Genomic DNA, 19,832 nt, shown 5'->3' on the forward strand with positions numbered 1-19,832 from the left:
ACACAGCACGATCCTCAATGAACGAACCGGCGACCCAACCTTCACGGCTGCTCAAGATAACCGCCGTGACCGCGCGCTGGCTGCTGGGTTTGCTGATCGCCGCATGGATTTTGTTCGGTCTGTCGGTCGCTGTCCTACACGGCTGGATTGTGCCGCGAATCGGCGAATACCGTTCCCTGCTGGAAACCCAGGCTTCCCGCGTCATCGGCGTGCCGGTGCGCATTGCATCGATCGACGCCCGCTCCGATGGCATCTTCCCGACTTTCGAACTGCGCGGCGTCGTGCTGCAGGACGACCGGCAGCGTGAGGCTTTGCGACTCGAACGCATCGTCGCCAGCGTTTCTCCGCGCTCGATCTGGCGGCTGAGTTTCGAGCAGCTCTATGTAGAGCGTCCGCAGCTGGACGTGCGCATGGATGCGCTCGGCAAGCTGCACGTCGCGGGCCTGGCGATGTCCACGGAAACCAGCGGGGAATCCAGCGCCGCCGACTGGTTCTTCGCACAGCGCGAACTCGTGATCGAGCACGGCACCGTCCGCTGGACCGACGAGCGCCGCAAGGCCGAACCGCTGCTGCTTTCCGACGTGCGCTTCGTCGCGCGCAACGGCACGCGGCGCCACACCATGCGCCTCGACGCCACGCCGCCCGCCGGCTGGGGCGAGCGCTTCACGGTGCGCGGCCGCTTTCGCCAGCCGCTGCTTTCGGTGCGCAGCGGCAACTGGGCGACCTGGAACGGCGAGATCTACACCGAACTTCCCCGCATCGACGTGCGGCGTCTCGGCGACTACGTGAGCGTCGACGCCCGTATCCGTGCAGCCGGCGGCGGGCTGCGCGCCTGGGCCGACGTGCGCAAGGGCCGAGTCGTAGGCGGCGCGGTCGATCTGGCGCTGGACCGGGTCGACGCGTCGCTCGGCGCCGAACTCGATCCGCTGGTGTTGAGCGCAGTGACCGGACGCCTGGCCGGCAAGCGCGACGACGCAGCCAACGGACCGGAAACGCTGGAGTTCTCGACCACCGATCTCCAGTTCACGGCCGCCGACGGATTGCGCTGGCCCGGCGGCAACCTGTGGTTCAGGCACACGCCGGCCGATGTACGCCGCACCGGCAATGCGGCGAGACCTGTGGCGCCGGAGCGTGGCGAACTGAAGGCCGACCGGCTCGATCTCGCCGCGCTGGCGCTGATCGCCGGCCGGCTGCCGCTGGGCGACAAGGCACACGCCGCGCTGTCGGCCTACGCACCGCGCGGCGTGGTCGAGAACATCGACGCCGGCTGGCAGGGGCCGGCCGACACGCCGCAGAGTTACCGGGCGCGCGGCAAGGTCACCGGGCTGAGCGTGGCTTCGCAGCCTGCCAGCGCGGCAGCGGTGGCTGCTGCGGCGGCTGTCGTCGCCGGCACGCCGGTGCCGGCTTCGCTGCTCGCCGTGCTTCCAGCCGATTCGGTGCGCCACCGGATGGCGATCGGCATGCCGGGCCTGCGCGGCGCTTTCGTCGATTTCGAGGCCACCCAGGCCGGCGGTTCTGCGAAGCTGGCCATTGCACAAGGCGCGCTGGATTTTCCCGGCATCTTCGAAGAGCCGACGGTCCCGATCGACCGGCTGTCGGCCCAGCTGACCTGGAAGCTCGACGGCGACAAGGTGCAGGTGCAGGTGTCGAAACTCGGCTTCGCCAATGCGGATGCCAGCGGCGAACTGCAGGCAACCTGGCGCACCAGCGACCCGGCCACGTCGCGCGGCAAGTCGCGCTTTCCCGGCGTGCTCGACCTCAGCGGCCAACTGAGTCGAGCCAACGGAATGCGCGTCCACCGCTACCTTCCGCTCGACATTCCGCTGCACACCCGCGATTACGTCCGCGAAAGCGTCACGCGCGGCACGGCCAGCGTGGTCGACTTCAAGGTGCGCGGCGACCTGCACGACATGCCCTTCATGGACCCGCGCGACGGCGATTTCCGGATCGCTGCCAAGGTCGTCGACGCAGGCTATTCGCCGGCCACGCCGTCGATGATCGCGAGCGGCAAGACGCTGCCGTGGCCCGGCCTCACCGGCGTCAGCGGCGAACTGGTCTTCGAACGCGCCGGCATGCAGGTGCGTAATGCGCGAGGCCGCATCGCCGGCGCGCCGGGGATCGAGGTGGCACGGGCCGACGTGAAGATCGCCGATCTGTCGCACCACGCGCCGGTGCTGGAAGTCGATGCGCAGGCCCGTGGACCGGTCTCCGAGCTGCTCGCGGCCGGTGCACCGCTGCTCGGCGAAGCGGCCGACGCCGTCCGCAAGGTGCGCGCGACGGGCGATGCCGACTACGCGCTGCGCCTGAGCGTGCCGCTCGAGACACCGGAAAAGGCGCTGGTGAAGGCCGGCGTGACGCTGGCCGGCAATCAGGTCCAGCTCGCACCCGAGGCGCCGACCCTTTCCCAGGTCCGCGGCATGTTGAATTTCACGGAAACCGGCTTTTCGCTGGCCGGCGTCCAGGGCCGCATGATCGGCGGCGAGATGCGTGTCGAGGGCCACGGGAAGTACGGCACGGCCGGCCACGACCTCAATTTCAGCGCGCAGGGAAACATCACCGCCGATGGCATGCGTGCGGCGCAGGAGATCGTCTGGCTGCAACCGCTCGCGTTGCGGGCCACCGGCGACACGACCTACGCGGCGGCGCTGTCGATGCGCGACGGCGAGCCGGAATTCGCTGTCACCAGCAGCCTGCAGGGGCTCGGATTGACTTTGCCGGCGCCGCTGGCCAAGCCGGCCGACACGGCATTGCCGCTGCGCATCGAACGCAAATTGGTGCTGCGTGAATCCCGCGCGGCCGGCACCGTGCCGGGCATGCAGGACGAGCTGATCCTCTCGCTCGGCGACGTGGCATCGGCGAACTACGTGCGCGACGTTTCGACAGCGAGCACGCGCGTGCTTCGCGGTGCGATCGGCGTCGGCGTACCGGCAGGCGAATCGCCGTCGCTGCCCGACAGCGGCGTGCAAGCGAACCTGCAGTTGGGCCAGTTCGACATCGCAGCCTGGCAGGCCCTGTTCGGCGAGGCGACCGGAACGGCGAAAACAGGCACAGGCAGCGCTTCCGACTACCTGCCGACGCAGATCGCCGTGCGCGCGAAGGCGCTCGGCATCGGTGGCGGGCGCACGCTGCACGATGTCGTGATGGGCGGCTCGCGCGAAGGCGCGCTGTGGCGGGCGAACATCGATGCCAGCGAACTCAGCGGCTATGCCGAATACAGCACGTCGCAGGCCGGCCGCATCTATGCGCGACTTGCGCGTCTTCGCATCGCTCCGAGCGAGGCCGGCAGCGTCGAGTCGCTGCTCGACGAGCAGCCGGGCGCCCTGCCGGCACTGGACATCGTGATCGACGAGTTCGAACTGCTGGGCAAGCACCTCGGCCGCGCCGAGATCGTCGCCATCAACCGCGGCGGCGCGCGGCGCGAATGGCGACTCGACAAGCTCGCGTTCACCATGCCGGAGGCCAGTTTCACGGCGCAGGGCAGCTGGGCGGTCGGGCTGAACGGCAATGGCAACGGCGCAAGAGATCCGCGCAGCACCGCGATGAGCTTCAAGCTCGACATGGCCGACGCCGGTGCGCTGCTGGCGCGCTTCGGCATGAAGGACGTGATCCGCCACGGCCGCGGACGTCTGGAGGGCGACGTCGACTGGCGCGGTTCGCCGCTGTCGCTCGACTATCCGACGCTCGGTGGCCAACTGCACGTCGACGTCGGCAGCGGCCAGTTCCTGAAGGCCGATCCGGGTCTCGCCAAGCTGCTGGGCGTGCTCAGCCTGCAGGCGCTGCCGCGTCGGCTGACGCTGGATTTCCGCGACCTGTTCAGCGAGGGCTTCGCTTTCGACTTCGTGCGCGGCGACGTGAAGATCGTCGACGGGCGCGCCAGCACCAACAACCTGCAGATGAAGGGCGTCAACGCCGCGGTCCTGATGGACGGCGTGGCCGATGTCGCCAAGGAAACGCAGAATCTTCGCGTCGTGGTGGTGCCGCAGATCAATGCCGGCACCGCCGCGCTGGTGGCGACCGCGATCAATCCCGCGATCGGGCTGGGCACTTTCCTGGCCCAATGGCTGCTGAGCAAGCCGCTGTCGGCGGCCGGAACGCAGGAATTCCAGATCGACGGCACCTGGACCGACCCCAACATCACCAAGGTGCCGCGAACAACCGGCAAGGACGCATCGTCATGAAAGTCGCCGCCATCCAGATGGTTTCCGCCATCGCCCGCGATGCCAACCTGGCACGCGCCCGAATGCTTCTGGCCGAAGCCGCAGCCGGCGGTACCGAACTCGCCGTGCTGCCCGAATACTTCTGTGCGCTGGGCACCCGCGACACCGACAAGCTCGCGCTGCGCGAGACGCCGGGCGACGGTGTGGTGCAACGTTTCCTCGCCGACGCGGCGCGCGAATTCGGGCTGTGGATCGTCGGCGGCACGCTGCCCGTGGATGCGGGTGATGCCGCACATGTCTTCAACACCTCGTTCGCCTATTCGCCCCAGGGCGAGTGCGTGGCGCGCTACAACAAGATCCATCTGTTCTTCTTCGACAACGGCCGCGAGCGCTACGACGAGGGCCGCACCATCGCGCGCGGCGACACGCCGGTGGTGTTCGACCTGCCGTCGCGCGACGGGCACGTCTGGCGCATCGGCATGTCGGTCTGCTACGACCTGCGTTTCCCGGAGCTCTACCGTGCGCTGGCCCGGCAAGGCGCGGAGTTGCTGCTGGTGCCCAGCGCGTTCACGCACACCACCGGCGCCGCGCATTGGGAAGTGCTGCTGCGGGCACGGGCGATCGAGAACCTGGCGTGGGTGGTGGCTCCCGCGCAGGGCGGCACGCACGAGAACGGCCGCCGGACCTGGGGCCAGTCGCTGGTCGTCGACCCGTGGGGCACGGTGGTCGCGCAGCAGGCCGAAGGCGAGGGCGTGGTGCTGTTCGACCTCGATGCCGGCAAGACGGCGGCGTCGCGCGCGCAACTGCCTGCGCTTTCGCACATCGTCCTCTGACGTGCCGGAACGCGAACCCCTGCCGGCACGGATCGCCATAGGCATCGGAGGACAGGCGTTCCTCAGCCTGCGCTCGGTCTGGCAGCGGTGGTTTCTATGGGTCGTGCTGGCGGTGCTGGTCCTGGTGTTGCTCGGCACGGTCATCTGGCTTGCCGGCCGGCACGAGGCCGAGCAGGTGCAGGAAGCGCTGGAGCGCGACACAGCGGATGCGGCAGCCGACCTTCGCGCCGCACTTCAACGCAATGCACAGAGCCTGGGTTCGCTGCAGGGCAACGGCCTGGACCGCGACCGCTGGCCGGCGGAAGCCGCAGCATTGCTGCGCGGGCATCGCGAGTGGCAGCGGCTCGAATGGCGCGACGGCAACATGCGCACCGTCGTCGCCGCCGACACGCCCTACCGCATCCAGCGCGTGCCGCGTCCGGCAGCGCTGCCCGCACCCGCGGCGTCGGCACTGGGGCCGTCGCTATCGCCCCTTCCCGTCCCGCCGGCTCCGACTCCAGCCGTGGTGCAACCGGCGGAATCCGCGCCACCCTTCGCGTCCTTCCCGGGCAGCGGATACGTCGCGCAGTCCGATGCGGTCATGGCCTGCACGTCTGCACGCTCGCTCGGCGGTCCGGCGTATTCGCAGAGTCATTACGTATTGTTGCCGGAAGGCAGCGGCATCGAGGTGATGGAACTTTGCGTGCCGATGACCGGCGGCGGCCACCTGGTGGCGACTTACGCCTTGCGGGACATCCTGAGCGAACTCGTGACGCCGACGCTGCGGCGCGGCCAGGAAGTGTCGCTGACCGAAACCGACGGCACGCGGCTGGCATCGGTCGGCATCGCGCGGCGCAGCGGAAGCCGCGTCTTCACAGCACGCCAGACGCTGGAGCTGCCGGGCAACACGCTGCTGTTGCGCGTCGACGGCTGGCGCGGCGCGCCCGACGTGTTTCCCAACCTGCTGACCGCCCTGGTCACGGCGGTGTCGATCGCGCTGGTGTCGGTTCTGGTGCTGCTGGCGCGCGACACACGCCGCCGCCTGCGCGCCGAGAACGAACTTGCCGACACGCTCGCATTCCGCAAGGCGATGGAAGATTCGGTCATCACCGGCCTGCGCGCACGCGATCTGCAGGGCCGCATCACCTACGTCAATCCTGCTTTCTGCGAGATGGTGGGTTTCGGCCCCAGCGAGCTGCTGACCTCCGGCGCCGGCGACGCGCCCTATTGGCCGACCGAGCTTGCGCACGAGTACGAAAAACGCCAGACGCTGCGCCTGGCCGGCGGCATGCCGCCGCGCGAAGGCTTCGAATCGGTCTTCATGCGCAAGGACGGCACGCGGTTTCCGGTGCTGATCTTCGAGGCGCCGCTGATCAACGCGCACGGCGTGCAGACCGGCTGGATGAGCGCCTTCATCGACATTGCCGAGCAGCGCCGCATCGAGGAAATCTCGCGCGCCAGCCAGGAACGCCTGCAGGCCAGCGCGCGTCTGGCGACGGTCGGCGAAATGGCCTCGCTGCTCAGCCATGAGCTCACGCAGCCGCTCGCCGCCATCGCCAGCTATGCCAACGGATCGCTGAACCTCCTGCAGGGCGGACAAGGCACATCCAGCGAAGACGCCGACGACGATCGCGCGCAGGTCGCGATGGCCGTGCGCCGGATCGCCGAACAGGCCGACCGCGCCGGGCAGGTGATCCGCAGCGTGCACGACTTCGTCCGCCGCCGCGACCGCACGCGCGAGGCGGTGGCGCCGCAGGTGCTGTTCGACGCCGTGCTGCCGCTGGTGCGACTGCAGGCGCGAAAGCTGGGCGTGCGTATCGATATCTCTCTCGACGCCAGCCTGCCGGCGGTGTTGTGCGACCGCACGCTGGTCGAGCAGGTCCTGCTGAACCTGGCGCGCAACGCAATGCAGGCCATGGACATGCCCGAACTGCGCGAGCGCGTGCTGATCTTGCGCGCCGTGCGGGCCGGTGGCGGAATCGGTGCGGCGCCTGCCACCGGGAGCGACGCGCGGCGCTGGCTCGAGTTTTCGGTCGCCGACGTCGGCAGCGGAATCGGAGCAGACGTCGCCGAACGCCTCTTCACGCCGTTCTTCACCACCCGTGCCGACGGCATGGGCCTCGGCCTGAGCCTGTGCCGCACCGTGGTCGAGCAGCACGGCGGTGCGCTGATGTTCGAACCGAACCGCCCACGCGGAACGGTGTTCCGCTTCACCCTGCCGATCGCCTGAGAATATTGCCGATATGCAACCCCTGATCGATGGCCTTGTCTTCATCGTCGACGACGACGCCCATGTCCGCGAAGCGCTCGCTTGGCTGCTGCGCTCGCGTCGGCTGGCGAGCGAGCATTTCGGCAGCGCCGATTCGTTCGAGGCCTATCTGGCCGAAACGCCGCTTCCGGCGCAGCCTCATGTCCTGCTGCTGGATGTGCGCATGCCCGGAACCAGCGGGTTGGTGCTGTTCGACCGACTGGCCGAACGCGGACTGCTGGACGCGATGCCGGTCATCTTCCTCACGGGCCATGCCGATGTGCCGACGGCTGTCGAAACGGTCAAGCGCGGTGCTTTCGACTTCTGTGAAAAACCGTTCTCCGACAACGCATTGGTCGACCGTATCGAGAGAGCGCTCGGCGCATCATTGCGCGCCGTGCGGGCACGGTCCGAGCGAGACGTATTGCGAAAACGAATCTCCGAACTGACCGATCGCGAGCGCGACGTGATGCGGCTGGTGGTCGAAGGCCTGCCCAACAAACTGATCGCCGATCAGCTTGCGATCAGCGTGCGTACGGTGGAGGTCCACCGCGCGCGCGTGTTCGAAAAGATGGAAGTGAAGTCGGCCGTGGAACTGGCCAACCTGCTCAGAGGACTCTGAGAATTTTTCAAAGACACCGCAGGACCGGCTTTGCCGGACCGCAGGCGTCTCCCCCCTGCAAGGGGGTTGGCGGCCTCGCGAAGCGCGCAAGCCTGGGGGTTTAGCTTCTCTCGCCGACGTAGATTTCGACGCGACGGTTTTGCGCACGGCCGCTGTCGCTGCCGTTGTCGGCGATCGACTCGCGCGAACCGCGGCCTTCGATGCGGAATGCTGTGGACGGAACGCCGCGTGCGATCAGGTAGTCGCGGGTCGAAGCCGCACGATCGACCGACAACGGGTTGTTGATCGCATCGCTGCCAGTGCTGTCGGTGTGGCCGATGATCCGTACGTCCGCGCGCGGATTGTTGCGCAAGCCGTTTGCGAACTGGTCGAGCACCGGCGCGAAGTTCGACTTGATGGCCGAGCGGCCGGTGTCGAAGGAAACGTCGCTCGGGATCGCCAGCTTCAGTTCGTTGTTGGCCGTCTGCGTCACGGCAATGCCGGTACCGCGAGTTGCGGCTTCCATTTCGCGCTTCTGGTTTTCCATGCGCTGCGACCACAGGTAGCCGCCCAGCGCGCCGACGCCGGCACCGATCGCGGCACCGGTTCCGGCACGACCGCCGGTCACCGCGCCGATGGCCGCGCCGCCCAATGCGCCGGCGCCTGCGCCGATGCCGGTGTTGCGCTGCGTATCGGTCATGCCGGCGCAACCGGTGAGGAAGACGGCCAGAGCGGCGGTGGAGAGTACGAGTTTTTTCATGGAAAGATCCCTTCTGTCGAAATTGACGAACGCCGCGGCAGGGCCGTGGCACGTCTTTCATTATCCCGTCGACAAGCGTTTGCGCATACGTTCGAAAGTCGCTCCGAGCCCTGAATGAAAAAGTTCACTCCCTCTGGAAAGCTTTGTTCAGTAATGGTCGGGCGCTCCGTTTTATATAGCAAGCTACTTTCCAGCCCACGCGACCTCGCGGTCTTGCCCGACAGGGAAAACGCGAAGATCAGCGGCGCGACGACCGATCGTTCGGCTTGCTGGATTTGCCGTCGGCCTGCTCATCGGCTTCCGTGGCGTCCATCTCGCCGCCTTTGCGTCCCGAGAACATCGTCCACCAGACGATCAGCGCCAGCACCAGAAGAGCGCCGAGCGCTTCAAGCAAAATCAGACCCATGAACAAAGGACTCCGTTGGTGGCTGGCCGGGCTGGCGATCGTAGCAACGCTGGCCGGCTGCTCGACAGGTACGCGCACGCCGGACCTGTCGACCGGTGCGAGCACCACCCCGCTCTCCCCCAACGCCGCGCCACCGGTGCTCGGCCCGCTGACCGGATCGCTCACCCATCCCAAGAGTCGCTGGGTTCCCGTCGACTGGTCCGAGCTGCCTGGCTTCGCGGACGACGCCACGCACGAAGGCTGGTCGGCGATGGTGTCGAACTGCGGTCGTCCCAACGCTGCCTTCGCCCCGCTTTGCCAGGATGTCCGCCGTCTCGCCATCGCCGATGAATCGGTGCAGCGCCAGTGGATGATGCAGCGCCTGCAGCCGTACCGCGTCGAGTCGCTCACCGGCCAGAACGACGGTCAGCTCACCAGCTACTACGAGCCGATCTACGACGCCACGCGACGCCCGACCGCGCAATTCAATGTGCCGCTCTACGCCGTGCCGGAAGGCCTGGCACCGCGTCGTGTCTGGTTCACGCGCCAGCAGATCGAGACCCTGCCCGAGGCGCAAGCCGCCATGCGCGGACGCGAGATTGCCTGGATGTCCGATCCGGTCGACGCCATGATGTTGCACATCCAGGGTTCCGGGCGGCTGCGCATCACCGAACATGACGGCTCGCAGCGCGTGATCCGCGTGGCCTACGCAGCCACCAACGAACAGCCTTACCGCAGCATCCAGGCATGGCTCGTCAGCCAGGGTGCCGGTCGTGTCAGTCGCTGGCCGGACGACACCAAGGCCTGGGTCGCGCAGAATCCGCAGCGGGTGCAACAGCTGATGTGGAGCAACCCGCGCTTCGTCTTCTTCCGCGAGGAAACGATCAGCGAGATCGATGCATCTTCGGGGCCGCGCGGCGCGCAGGGCGTTCCGCTGACGGCCGGCCGCTCGATCGCCGTCGACCGGGACAGCATTCCGTACGGCACGCCGGTCTGGCTCGCTTCGCCAGGGCCAACGGTGCAGTTGCAGAAACTGGTGGTCGCACAGGACACCGGCAGCGCCATCCTCGGCGCAGTGCGCGCCGACTATTTCGCCGGCACCGGACTGGAGGCCGGCCGGCTCGCCGCCACGGTGAACCAGCCATTGCGGCTCTGGGCGTTGTGGCCCAGATAGAGATGTGAACGCAGAGGTGCGAGCGGCCTGGCCGCTTCAGCTCCTCGCCCGCGCCGCCCCTGGCGTATCGGTTGTCGTCGCTCTGCCTGCCGTCTTCGGCCAGACGCCATCCAGGCCGTTGTGATGCTGCAGGGCATTGTCGAGTTCGAGCAGCGTGCGATAGCACTGCAGACTGCCGGGAATTCCCTTCACGCTGGAGAGTTCGCCGTGGTCGATCTTTATCTCGAAACCTTCGCTGGTGATGGTCAGCTCGTCCTTGGTCCCGCTGATCGTGGCCGGCTTTCCATTGAGCATGAATTGAGCGGCGTGGACGCTGTGAGACTTGCCCGGATTCATCTGCATGAAAAGCGCCTGAATCTTCTTCGCTTCCGCATCCTGCGAGGCATGTACCGAGGTGCTGTGAGGCACCGGCGCGCTCTTGATGCCGTTACCGCCTGCGCGAACGAAACTGCGTGTCGATGGCGTTGAAAGCGGCGGGGCAGGTTTCGAAGCCCCGTTCTTGTCGATGGGGAGACTTCTGAAGCCGAGGGGTGTCGAGATGTTCTGGACCATGCGTTTCTTTCAAAATCTGTACGTGGGGCGCTGAGCGTGTCGACAGAATCGCATGGCTCCTGCCGCATTTCGTTAAGAATGTTCGGAAACTGCGGTCGCCGGCAAACGAGCAGTTGCAAAGACGCTTAGCGCTTAACCACGTAGCGCCTCACTAGCGGCGGCCCGTCGCCGAGGTGGAAGGCCAGGCGACGTTCTCGCAATGCAAGATCGGCCGCCGTCGCGCGATGGAAGCGTCGAAGGTGCCCGGTCCATGATTCGTCGATGATCTGCTCGACGTACCGGCCAGGCTCCGAGATGTCGTGAAGCAGTTCCCAGCCGATGGCGCCCTCGCCCAGGCGCGTGCGCCGCGTCTGCTGCATCACGAGGTGGAAAGCCGCGGCGCGTGACGGATCGATGAAGTATTCGACCGTTATCACCAGACGCCCTTCGCCCGGAGGCGCGTGCAGCGGCGCATTCGCCCAGCCGGGACCCGCCGGGCTCACGTCGTCGTCGACGCCGCCGTCCACCACGTAGCGCAAGGCCGCGCCCATCATCAGCACGCCGGTGACCGAGGCGATGAGCAGGCTGGCCTGGAGCGAGCCGACCGTGGCGATGTGACCCCACAGCGCGGCCCCGAAGGCGCTGGCGCCCATGATGGCCATCTGGAACATCGACATGCCGCGCGCGCGCACCCAGTCGGGCAAGGCGAGCTGCGCCGACACCGACAGCGAATTCGCCACCGTGATCCAGGCCGCGCCGCTCACGAACATCGCCGGCACGGCGATCCAGGTAGTGGGCGCAACCGCCATCACCGCTGTCGCTGCCGATTGCAGCAAGGCGCCGCGCAGCACCAATTGGTCGCGCACATAGACCTGGCGCAGCCGCGGCATTACCAGCACCGCACCGATCGCGCCCGAACCCATGGCCGCAAGCAGCATCGTGAAAGTGCCAGCGCCGCCGCCTTCGAGTCCGCGCGCGAGCAGCGGCAGCAACGCGAGCAGCGCCGTGGAATGCAGGAAGAAGATCGAGATCCGCACCATCACCGCCCGCATGCGCAGCGACTGGCGTACGAACTGCACGCCGACACGCATCGCACTCACCAGCTTTTCGCGGCCCAGCGGATTGGGCGTCGGCTCGCGCCGCCAGCGCAGCACGATGAAGCCCGATGCCACCGACATCACGGCGTTCAGCACGAAAACCCAGAGACTTCCAGCACTGGCGATCAGCGCGCCCGCCACCAGCGGGCCGATGATGCGCGACGCGTTCATCGCAATGCCGTTCAGGCCCAGCGCCGCCGGCAACTGCGCGCGCGGCACCAGTTCCGGCACGATGGCCGCGAACACCGGCCAGCGCAACGCCAGTCCGATGCCATTGGCGAATGTCAGCGCCAGCAGCAGCGGCGCGCTCATCATGTCGAGCGCCACCGCCGCGCACAGCACGATCGCGACGCCGGCCAGCCAGAACTGCGTCGCCATCAGCCAGCGCCGACGATCGAGGATGTCGGCCAGCGCACCGCTGGGCAAGCCGAGCAGGAAGACCGGCAATGTCGACGCAGATTGCACCAGCGCGACCCAGATCGGCGTGGTGGTCAGCGTCGTCATCATCCACGCGGCGGCCACGTCGTTCATCCACATGCAGACGTTGGCGAGCAGCCAGGTGCTCCACAGCATGCGGAAGACGGGGAGCTTCAGCGGATCGAGCGGTCCGATGCGCGCGGGTTTGGCGACGGTCGGGGCGGCGATGGATTCGGCGGGGGAGATGGGTGGCATCGGGTGGACTATTGTGGCGTCGTGCGTCAGCGAAATGCCGTCCGGATCACTTTGCGCGCAGATGCCCCAGCGGCAACGCCCGGCTCGCCTTCACCTCGCCCAGCGAAAAGCTGGTGTGCAGGTCTTTCACATTCGGCAGGTGCATCAGGCTGTTGAGCGCGAAGCGCGAGAAGCCGTCCAGGTCTTCCGCCACCACCTGAAGCTCGAACATGCCGGTGCCGCTGATGTAGTGGCACGAAATGACTTCGGGCATCTGGCGGATCGTTTCCTCGAGCTTGCGCGTGACATCGCCGGTCGCGCGGTCGGTGTCGAGTCGCACGAAAGCGAGCACGCCGAGCCCGATCTTTCGACGATCGATTTCGGCGTGGTAGCCCTTGATGAAACCGCTCTCCTCCAACGCACGCACGCGACGCCAGCAAGGTGCCGCAGACAGGCCGACGCGCTGCGCAAGATCCGCATTGGTGATGCGCCCATCGATCTGCAGTTCATTCAGGATCGCGAGATCGAACTTGTCAATGCTTTCCATAACTGGTCACTTGGAGAAAGATTCATTCTAAAAGCAGGGTTTCCCGGGCATTTTTAGCAAACACCTGTCACCGACCCAGGCATACACTTTGCGAGCAACATGAGGGTTCGAAGCCCCATCCGGACTAAGAACCAAGCCAGGCCCACAAGGCCATGCCAACTGGAGACAAAGACGATGAATGCCCCCCTCCCCGAGCACATCCGCAAGGCCCTCGAAACGGTCACGCTCGACGACAAGTATTCGCTCGACTACGGTCGCGCATTCATGAGCGGGGTGCAAGCCCTCGTCAAGTTGCCGATGCTCCAGCGCCTGCGCGACCAGCAGCAGGGCAGGAACACCGCAGGCTTCATCAGCGGTTACCGCGGCTCGCCGCTCGGCGGCTACGATCAGGCGCTCTGGAAAGCCAGCAAGTATCTGAAGGCGCAGAACATCGTCTTCCAGCCGGGCGTGAACGAAGAACTTGCCGCCACCGCGCTATGGGGCACGCAGCAACTGGGTTTCTCGCCAGCGGGCACCAACAAGTTCGACGGCGTCTTCGGCATCTGGTACGGCAAAGGTCCGGGCGTGGACCGCTGTTCCGACGTCTTCAAGCACGCGAACATGGCCGGCACGACCGAATTCGGCGGCGTGATCGCAGTCGCCGGCGACGATCACATCTCCAAGAGCTCCACTGCTGCGCACCAGAGCGACCACATCTTCAAGGCCTGCGGGACGCCGGTTTTCTTCCCGACCGACGTGCAGGAAATCCTCGACCTCGGCATCCACGCGTTCGCGATGAGCCGTTTCTCGGGCGTGTGGTCGGGCATGAAGACGATCCAGGAGATCGTCGAGTCCAGCGCCACCGCGATGATCGATCCGGAACGGGTCGACATCGTCATTCCGACCGATTTCGAGATGCCGCGCGGCGGCCTGCACATCCGCTGGCCCGACCATGCGCTGGAGCAGGAAGCGCGGCTGATGCACTACAAGTGGTACGCCGCGCTCGCGTATATCCGCGCCAACCGGTTGAACCACAACGTCATAGAAGGCCCGCACGATCGCTTCGGCATCATGGCCAGCGGCAAGGCCTTCAACGATACGCGCCAGGCGCTGATCGATCTCGGTCTCGACGATGCGGCCTGTCGCCAGCTCGGCATCCGGCTGCACAAGGTTGCCGTGGTGTGGCCGCTGGAAGCACAGCTCACGCGCGAATTCGCGACCGGTCTGCAGGAGATCCTCGTTGTCGAGGAAAAGCGCCAGGTCATCGAATACCAGCTCAAGGAAGAGCTCTACAACTGGCGTTCCGACGTGCGGCCCAACGTGGTCGGCAAGTTCGACGATGCCCACGGCGCCAGCGAAGATGGCTATGCCGGCGGCGAATGGTCGATGCCCAACCCGACCGAACACACGCTGCTTCGCGCCAATGCCGACCTCAACCCGGCGCTGATCGCCAAGGCCATCGCGCAGCGTCTGAAGAAGACCGGCCTTCTCGAACAGGCCGGCGCCGACATGCGTGCCCGCATCGACGCACAACTCGCCATCCTCGAAGCCAAGGCGCGCTCGATGGAAGTGCTGACGCTCGGCGCCGGTGCAGTGCAGGGCGCCGACCGCCAGCCGTGGTTCTGTTCGGGTTGTCCGCACAACACCAGCACCGTGGTGCCCGAGGGCTCGCGCGCGCTGGGCGGCATCGGCTGTCATTTCATGGCGACATGGATGGACCGCAGCACCATCGGCTTCACGCAGATGGGCGGCGAAGGCGTGCCGTGGGTCGGACAACAGCCGTTCACGACCGATCAGCACATCTTCGCGAACCTCGGCGACGGAACCTACTTCCACAGCGGACTGCTGGCCATCCGGCAAAGCATCGCTGCCGGCGTCAACATCACCTACAAGATCCTCTACAACGACGCGGTCGCCATGACCGGCGGTCAGCAGGTCGGCGAACGTCCCGAGGGGCATTCGGTGCTGCAGATCGCGCAGAGCCTGCTGGCCGAAGGCACGACCAAGGTCGTCATCGTCACCGACGAGCCCGAGAAGTACGAAGGCGTGAAGGTGGCCGGCGATCCGGAGGTGAAGCATCGCGACCTGCTGGACGACATCCAGCGCGAATTCCGCGAGATCAAGGGCACCACCGCCATCATCTACGACCAGACCTGCGCGACCGAGAAGCGCCGCCGTCGCAAGCGCGGCACCGCGGTCGACCCGGCGAAGCGCGTCGTGATCAACGAGCTGGTCTGCGAAGGCTGCGGCGACTGCGGCGTGAAGAGCAACTGCCTGTCGGTCGAACCGCTGGAAACCGAATTCGGCCGCAAGCGCACCATCAACCAGAGCACCTGTAACAAGGACATGAGCTGCTTGAAGGGCTTCTGCCCGAGCTTCGTGACGGTTGAAGGCGGAGCGCTGAAGAAGAAGACGAAGCCGTCCACATCCGTTCGGGCCGAGTCTGTCGAAACCTTGCCCGAGCCCGTCATTCCGCAACTCGCATCCGGCCAGGTCTGGGGCGTGGTGGTCGCAGGCGTCGGCGGCACCGGCGTCATCACGATCGGCCAATTGCTCGGCATGGCTGCGCACATCGAAGGCAAAGGCATCGTCACGCAAGACGCGGCCGGTCTGGCACAAAAAGGCGGCGCGACCTGGAGCCATGCGCTGATCGGCGACACGCAGGCATCGATCCGCACGACGCGGGTCGGCACCGCTGCGGCCGACCTGATCCTGGCCGCCGACCCGCTGGTCGCGGTGAACGCCGAAACGCTGGCCCGCATGCGCGAAGGCCGCACGCACGTCGCGCTCAACACGCACAGTACGCCGACAGCGGCCTTCGTGCGCAATGCCAACTGGCAGAACCCGCAGGACGATTGTGCCAGCCAGATCGCCAACCTGATCGGCCCCGACGCACTGGGCAGTTTCGATGCCGATGCCGCTGCGACGTCACTGATGGGCGACAGCCTGTATGCCAACCCGATGCTGCTCGGTTTTGCCTGGCAGCGCGGCTGGCTGCCGCTGCAGTACGCGTCGCTGATGCGCGCGATCGAGCTGAACAACGTCGCGATCGAGAACAACAAGACGGCGTTTCAGTGGGGCCGCCGCGCAGCGCACGATCTGGCGTCGGTGCAGAAGCTGGTGTCGCCCGGTCAGGTGATCGAATTCAAGAAGCGCGACACGGTCCAAAACCTGGTGGCAAGCCGTGTCGAGTTCCTGACGGCTTACCAGAACGCCGCCTACGCAGAGACCTACCGCGCCTTCGTGGCCAAGGTCCAGCAGAGCGAAACGGCGCTTGTCGGCAAGACCGGGCTGAGCGAAGCAGTGGCGCGCTATCTGTTCAAGCTCATGGCTTACAAGGACGAGTACGAAGTCGCTCGGCTGCATACCGATCGCACGTTCCTCGACCGTGTCAACGGCATGTTCGAGGGCGACTTCAAGCTCAACTACCACCTCGCACCGCCGCTCATCGCGAAGAAGAACAGCAGAGGCGAACTGCAAAAGCAGAAGTTCGGTCCGTCGATGCTGACCGCTTTCCGTCTGCTGGCAAAACTCAAAGGTTTGCGCGGCACCGCACTGGACATCTTCGGCCGCTCGGAAGAACGCAAGTCCGAGCGCGCGCTGATCGGCGAATACTGCGCGGCCATCGATGAAGTGATCGGCGGTCTGAACGCCACCAATTACGCGGCGGCGCTGGAAATCGCGACTTTGCCGGAACAGATTCGCGGCTACGGCCATGTGAAGGAACGCAATCTGGCAGCCGCGCGTATCCGCTGGACTGAACTGATGACCAAATGGCGCAATCCGGCGATGGATCGCGCAGCCGCTTGAGCAATAAGATGCAACGCCGCGCAGCGCGGCGTTGCGCCGCGTCTTAAGGCTTCGTCTCGGCGAAGCTCGGTCGAAGCAGCAATTTCTCGTGCAGGCGATCGAGGTTCGGATGCGCGGTTCGCCAATCGATCTCCGGGAAGCGGAAGCCGATCCAGCCGAGCGCACAGCCCACGGCGATGTCCGAGAGGCTCAGATGGATGCCGCTGCAGAACGGCTTTTCGCCCAGTCCCTTGGCCATGGCGGCAATACCGGCGACGATCTTTCCGCGTTGCCGGTCCATCCAGGCTTGGCTGCGCTCACCGTCGGCGCGACCGCCCCACGTCGCTTCCAGACGGCACAGCACGCCGGCATCCATGACGCCGTCGGCCAATGCTTCCCAGGTCTTGACCTCGGCGCGTTCGCGACTCTGTTGCGGAATCAGCTTGCCCACCGGCGAAAGCGTGTCGAGGTATTCGACGATGACGCGCGAATCGAACATGGCTTCGCTGCCTTCCATCACCAGGCACGGCACCTTGCCCAGCGGATTCGCACTGGAGATTGTCGTGGTGGCAGACCAGACGTCCTCGATGACGAACTGATAGTCGAGCCGCTTTTCGGCCATGACCACACGTACCTTTCGTACGAAGGGGCTGGCGGCAGATCCGATCAGTTTCATGCGATTTCTCTCTTCCCAAGTTCTCTTTGTTGTAGCGTTTTGATTCTAGTGTGGCGACCTTTATCTCCACGACCAAACGAAATAGGCCCGCAAAATGCGAGATATCTTGCAACTTAAGGTGTCGCGGGCATGCAACACATGCGACGGTCGAAGCGTGGCGGGTCGAACGCCTAAAATTCGGGCATGAGCTTCTCCTCCGTATCCGCACTTTCTCCCCTCGACGGCCGTTATGCCGCCAAGCTTTCCGCGCTGCGCCCTCTCATGAGCGAGCAGGGCTACATGCACCGTCGCGTGCAGGTCGAAGTGGCCTGGTTCATCGCGCTGTCGGACTGCGGTTTCGCCGAGTTCAAGCCCCTGACACCGGGCGCCCGCAAATACCTGCTCGCCCTTGTCTCCAACTTCTCCGAAGCAGACGCCGTCGCCATCAAGGAGATCGAGAAGACCACGAACCACGACGTCAAGGCAGTCGAGTACTGGATCAAGTCCCGCTTCGACGCGCGTCCGGAATTGCTGGCCGCGGCCGAGTTCGTGCATTTCGCCTGCACCAGCGAGGACATCAACAACACCAGCCACGCGCTGCAGATCCAGTCGTCGCGCGACAAGGTGCTGCTGCCTGCGCTCGACACCATCATCGTCAAGCTGCGCGAAATGGCGCATCTGTTCGCTGGCGTGTCGATGCTCGCGCGTACCCACGGCCAGACCGCGAGCCCGACCACGGTCGGCAAGGAAATCGCCAATGTGGCGGTCCGGCTGGCCAAGGCGCGCGACCAGATCGCCGGCGTGCAGTTGCTTGGCAAGATGAACGGCGCTGTCGGCAACTACAACGCCCATCTGGCTGCCTGGCCCGATTTCGACTGGGAAGCCTTCAGCCGCAAGGTCATCGAGACACCGGCGCCGCTCGGTCTGGGCCTCACCTTCCAGCCGTACAGCATCCAGATCGAGCCGCACGATTACATGGCCGAACTGTTCGATGCCGTGGCGCGTGCCGACACGATCCTGATCGACTTCTCGCGCGACATCTGGGGCTACGTGAGCCTCGGCTATTTCAAACAGCGGCTGAAGAAGGGCGAGATCGGCTCCAGCACGATGCCGCACAAGGTCAACCCGATCGATTTCGAGAATGCCGAAGGCAACCTGGGCCTCGCCAACGCGCTGTTGCGGCACCTCAGCGAAAAGTTGCCGATCAGCCGCTGGCAGCGTGACCTGACCGACAGCACGGTGCTGCGCAACATCGGCGTGGCTTTCGGTTATGCAGTGCTTGCCTACACCAGCCTTTCCACCGGCCTCGGCAAGCTGGAGCTCAACGAAGAAGCGCTGGCCGAAGACCTGGACGCGTCGTGGGAAGTGCTGGCCGAGCCGATCCAGACCGTCATGCGCCGCTTCGGCGTCCAGGGCGCCTACGAGCAACTGAAGGAAGTGACGCGTGGCAAGACCGTGACCGCCGAAGCGCTGCACGGCCTGATCCGCTCGCTGGAGATTCCGGAAGCCGAGAAGGAACGCCTGCTGGCAATGACGCCGTCGAGCTATGTCGGCAAGGCTGCCGAACTGGCGAAGCGGGTGTAATGGCCCTCAAATCCACCATCTTCAAGGCGAACCTCGCGGTCGCCGACATCGACCACAGCTACTACGCCGATCACGCGCTGACGCTGGCGCGCCATCCGAGCGAGAACGACGAACGGATGATGGTGCGGCTGATCGCGCTTGCGCTCAACGCGTACAAGTTGCAGAGCGTCTGCGACGGCGACGGCGTGCTGGGCTTCGGCGCGGGGCTGTCGAATCAGGACGATCCGGACGTGTCGCTGCGCGACTTCACCGGCCGCACGCGGGTCTGGATTGAGGTCGGCCAGCCGGAGGATAAGCCGCTGCAGAAGGCCTGCGGCAAGGCCGATGAAGTGCTGCTTTATTGCTTCAGCCACGCAGCCGGTATCTGGTGGAAGGGTATCGAGAATAAGCTGGCGCGGCTGCAGAACCTGCAGGTGTGGCGCATTCCCAGCGAGACATCGCAGGCTGTCGCGGCACTGGCACAGCGCAGCATGCAGTTGCAGGCGACGGTTCAGGAAAACGTGCTGATGCTGGGCGACGGCAAGAACAGCATCGACATCGAGCTGATGCGTCTGAAGTAGGGCTCTGGCCCAACGTTGCGCATCCAGCGCAATGCCTTGAATTTTTCCGTCGGTCCAATAGCGGCCGACTTACCTGAGCCGACTCAGTCTTTCGTGGATTGTGCGCATCGCGCGACCAATTCTTCAGTCGGCAATCATGAAGATCGTCCAGCAGCGCACGCCCAATGTGAATCTGCTGCGCGTTCGCATGCCTGGGATTCACGGCGGCAAACACCCGGATTGAATACTTCTATTCAGTCTTACATCCGTCGAGACAGTCGAATATACCCTTTCGTCTTAATGTCTGGCTCATCCTTTTCGCG

Annotated in this window: 14 protein-coding genes; 8 read left to right on the plus strand and 6 right to left on the minus strand. The window is 65.7% G+C overall.

Translation table 11 applies throughout. The annotated features are described in order from the left end of the window. The first annotated feature begins 17 nt into the window (after nt 1-17). Genes ACSFA3_RS15995 through ACSFA3_RS16010 form a run of 4 tightly spaced genes read left to right on the plus strand, consistent with a single transcriptional unit; the run spans nt 18 to nt 7,839 of the window. The gene (locus tag ACSFA3_RS15995; protein WP_435506468.1) at nt 18-4,178 is read left to right on the plus strand and encodes a YhdP family protein; all 4,161 of its coding nucleotides are present in this window, start codon (nt 18-20) and stop codon (nt 4,176-4,178) included. Continuing rightward, on the plus strand, nt 4,175-4,990 hold the full coding sequence (locus ACSFA3_RS16000; RefSeq protein WP_435506469.1) for a carbon-nitrogen hydrolase family protein: 816 nt from the start codon (nt 4,175-4,177) through the stop codon (nt 4,988-4,990). The genes ACSFA3_RS15995 and ACSFA3_RS16000 overlap by 4 nt, the downstream gene beginning before the upstream one ends. Before the next feature lies 1 nt (nt 4,991). Next, nucleotides 4,992-7,199, plus strand: coding sequence for a two-component system sensor histidine kinase NtrB (locus ACSFA3_RS16005; RefSeq protein WP_435506470.1), 2,208 nt, complete (start codon nt 4,992-4,994; stop codon nt 7,197-7,199). A 13-nt stretch (nt 7,200-7,212) separates the two neighbouring features. Then, the gene (locus tag ACSFA3_RS16010) at nt 7,213-7,839 is read left to right on the plus strand and encodes a response regulator transcription factor (protein ID WP_435506471.1); all 627 of its coding nucleotides are present in this window, start codon (nt 7,213-7,215) and stop codon (nt 7,837-7,839) included. A gap of 100 nt (nt 7,840-7,939) precedes the next feature. On the opposite strand, the gene ACSFA3_RS16015 is transcribed toward ACSFA3_RS16010, so the two are convergent. After that, the gene (locus tag ACSFA3_RS16015; protein ID WP_435506472.1) at nt 7,940-8,578 is read right to left on the minus strand and encodes a YiaD family glycine zipper/OmpA-like lipoprotein; all 639 of its coding nucleotides are present in this window, start codon (nt 8,576-8,578) and stop codon (nt 7,940-7,942) included. 238 nt (nt 8,579-8,816) lie between these two features. After that, the gene (locus ACSFA3_RS16020) at nt 8,817-8,984 is read right to left on the minus strand and encodes a hypothetical protein (RefSeq protein ID WP_435506473.1); all 168 of its coding nucleotides are present in this window, start codon (nt 8,982-8,984) and stop codon (nt 8,817-8,819) included. Between ACSFA3_RS16020 and mltA the strand changes: the two genes are divergently transcribed. Then, nucleotides 8,983-10,137 carry a murein transglycosylase A gene (gene mltA, locus ACSFA3_RS16025; RefSeq protein ID WP_435506474.1) on the plus strand — a complete coding sequence of 385 codons (1,155 nt, stop codon included), beginning with the start codon at nt 8,983-8,985 and terminating at the stop codon, nt 10,135-10,137. The genes ACSFA3_RS16020 and mltA overlap by 2 nt on opposite strands. 36 nt (nt 10,138-10,173) lie before the next feature. Here the strand turns inward: mltA and ACSFA3_RS16030 are convergent, their stop codons facing one another. The 3 genes from ACSFA3_RS16030 to ACSFA3_RS16040 all read right to left on the minus strand — a co-directional run bounded on the left by ACSFA3_RS16030 (nt 10,174) and on the right by ACSFA3_RS16040 (nt 12,963). Continuing rightward, nucleotides 10,174-10,689, minus strand: a complete 516-nt coding sequence (locus tag ACSFA3_RS16030; protein ID WP_435506475.1) for a hypothetical protein — start codon at nt 10,687-10,689, stop codon at nt 10,174-10,176. Between the two features lie 125 nt (nt 10,690-10,814). Then, the gene (locus ACSFA3_RS16035) at nt 10,815-12,437 is read right to left on the minus strand and encodes an MFS transporter (RefSeq protein WP_435506476.1); all 1,623 of its coding nucleotides are present in this window, start codon (nt 12,435-12,437) and stop codon (nt 10,815-10,817) included. A 46-nt stretch (nt 12,438-12,483) separates the two neighbouring features. Then, nucleotides 12,484-12,963 (minus strand): Lrp/AsnC family transcriptional regulator, encoded by a 480-nt coding sequence (locus ACSFA3_RS16040; RefSeq protein ID WP_435506477.1) that lies wholly within the window; start codon nt 12,961-12,963, stop codon nt 12,484-12,486. 174 nt (nt 12,964-13,137) lie between these two features. Between ACSFA3_RS16040 and ACSFA3_RS16045 the strand changes: the two genes are divergently transcribed. After that, nucleotides 13,138-16,752 (plus strand): indolepyruvate ferredoxin oxidoreductase family protein, encoded by a 3,615-nt coding sequence (locus ACSFA3_RS16045; RefSeq protein ID WP_435506478.1) that lies wholly within the window; start codon nt 13,138-13,140, stop codon nt 16,750-16,752. Between the two features lie 43 nt (nt 16,753-16,795). Here ACSFA3_RS16045 and ACSFA3_RS16050 read toward each other — a convergent pair whose 3' ends face one another. Next, nucleotides 16,796-17,407: a glutathione S-transferase N-terminal domain-containing protein gene (locus tag ACSFA3_RS16050; RefSeq protein WP_435506479.1), complete on the minus strand. Its 612-nt coding sequence runs from the start codon at nt 17,405-17,407 to the stop codon at nt 16,796-16,798. A 183-nt stretch (nt 17,408-17,590) separates the two neighbouring features. Here ACSFA3_RS16050 and purB point away from each other — a divergent pair, with 183 nt between their 5' ends. Further along, nucleotides 17,591-18,970, plus strand: coding sequence for an adenylosuccinate lyase (gene purB, locus ACSFA3_RS16055; protein ID WP_435506480.1), 1,380 nt, complete (start codon nt 17,591-17,593; stop codon nt 18,968-18,970). Then, complete coding sequence (locus ACSFA3_RS16060) at nt 18,970-19,530, plus strand: YaeQ family protein (protein ID WP_435506481.1); 561 nt, start codon at nt 18,970-18,972, stop codon at nt 19,528-19,530. Before purB ends, ACSFA3_RS16060 begins: the two co-directional genes overlap by 1 nt. The last annotated feature ends 302 nt before the right edge of the window (nt 19,531-19,832 follow it).

Origin of the sequence: Variovorax glucosi (assembly GCF_051216695.1) — a bacterium.
Taxonomy (GTDB): Bacteria; Pseudomonadota; Gammaproteobacteria; order Burkholderiales; family Burkholderiaceae_C; genus Variovorax.

Bases quoted from the DNA above. Each gene is read 5' to 3' on its own strand.
- ACSFA3_RS15995 (WP_435506468.1), top strand. From the start codon at position 18: ATGAACGAACCGGCGACCCAACCTTCACGGCTGCTCAAGATAACCGCC.
- ACSFA3_RS16000 (WP_435506469.1), top strand. From the start codon at position 4,175: ATGAAAGTCGCCGCCATCCAGATGGTTTCCGCCATCGCCCGCGATGCC.
- ACSFA3_RS16010 (WP_435506471.1), top strand. From the start codon at position 7,213: ATGCAACCCCTGATCGATGGCCTTGTCTTCATCGTCGACGACGACGCC.
- ACSFA3_RS16015 (WP_435506472.1), bottom strand. From the start codon at position 8,578: ATGAAAAAACTCGTACTCTCCACCGCCGCTCTGGCCGTCTTCCTCACC.
- mltA (WP_435506474.1), top strand. From the start codon at position 8,983: ATGAACAAAGGACTCCGTTGGTGGCTGGCCGGGCTGGCGATCGTAGCA.
- ACSFA3_RS16020 (WP_435506473.1), bottom strand. From the start codon at position 8,984: ATGGGTCTGATTTTGCTTGAAGCGCTCGGCGCTCTTCTGGTGCTGGCG.
- ACSFA3_RS16030 (WP_435506475.1), bottom strand. From the start codon at position 10,689: ATGGTCCAGAACATCTCGACACCCCTCGGCTTCAGAAGTCTCCCCATC.
- ACSFA3_RS16035 (WP_435506476.1), bottom strand. From the start codon at position 12,437: ATGCCACCCATCTCCCCCGCCGAATCCATCGCCGCCCCGACCGTCGCC.
- ACSFA3_RS16040 (WP_435506477.1), bottom strand. From the start codon at position 12,963: ATGGAAAGCATTGACAAGTTCGATCTCGCGATCCTGAATGAACTGCAG.
- ACSFA3_RS16045 (WP_435506478.1), top strand. From the start codon at position 13,138: ATGAATGCCCCCCTCCCCGAGCACATCCGCAAGGCCCTCGAAACGGTC.
- ACSFA3_RS16050 (WP_435506479.1), bottom strand. From the start codon at position 17,407: ATGAAACTGATCGGATCTGCCGCCAGCCCCTTCGTACGAAAGGTACGT.
- purB (WP_435506480.1), top strand. From the start codon at position 17,591: ATGAGCTTCTCCTCCGTATCCGCACTTTCTCCCCTCGACGGCCGTTAT.
- ACSFA3_RS16060 (WP_435506481.1), top strand. From the start codon at position 18,970: ATGGCCCTCAAATCCACCATCTTCAAGGCGAACCTCGCGGTCGCCGAC.